Source organism: Labrys sp. LIt4, from assembly GCF_017813775.1.
Taxonomy (GTDB): domain Bacteria; phylum Pseudomonadota; class Alphaproteobacteria; order Rhizobiales; family Labraceae; genus Labrys; species Labrys okinawensis_A.
This window is the reverse complement of sequence record NZ_JAGIPY010000057.1, coordinates 1-551: the sequence shown is the minus strand read 5'-3', so window position 1 is coordinate 551 and position 551 is coordinate 1. Positions and strand designations below refer to the sequence as shown.

General features: G+C 66.8%; 1 protein-coding gene. It reads left to right on the top strand.

From position 1 onward, the window contains the following. Nucleotides 1–551, top strand: a 551-nt coding sequence (locus tag J8I29_RS29675; RefSeq protein ID WP_209434427.1) for a contractile injection system protein, VgrG/Pvc8 family, incomplete at both ends; no start/stop codon positions are given.

Sequence of the window (551 nt, the reverse complement as noted above, 5' to 3'; positions counted from 1 at the left end):
GCCGACGTGCTGCTGCCCGAACGTGCGGAGATGCGCGAGGCGGTGAACGACCTGTTCACGCTCCATGTCGCGGTGCGGTCCAAGAAGACGGACATCAAGCCGAACGAGATCGTCGGCAAGCTGGTCGACGTCTCCCTCGAGCTCGGCCAGGGCGAGCGGCGCACCTGGAACGGGCTGGTGGTGCGCCTGGTCGAGGGGCCGCCGGTGACGCGGGGCCTCAGGGCCTACAGCCTCGAGATCCGGCCCCAGCACTGGCTGATGAGCCAGCGCTCGGATTGCCGGATCTGGCAGGACAAGAGCTCGCTCGACGTCGCCCGCACGCTGTTGTCCGAGCACAAGCTGATCGCGCCGGTGACCTCGGGCGTCATCCCCGAGCCCAAGCCCCAGCATTATTCGGTGCAGTATAACGAGACGGACCTTGCCTATCTCCTGCGCCGGCTGGAGGAGGACGGGCTGTTCTTCTGGTTCGAGCATGAGGGCGGTTCGGCCGGCTCGGTCGCCGCCAAGCATGTCATGCACATCGCCTCGCATGTCTCGGGCTATACCAGCGG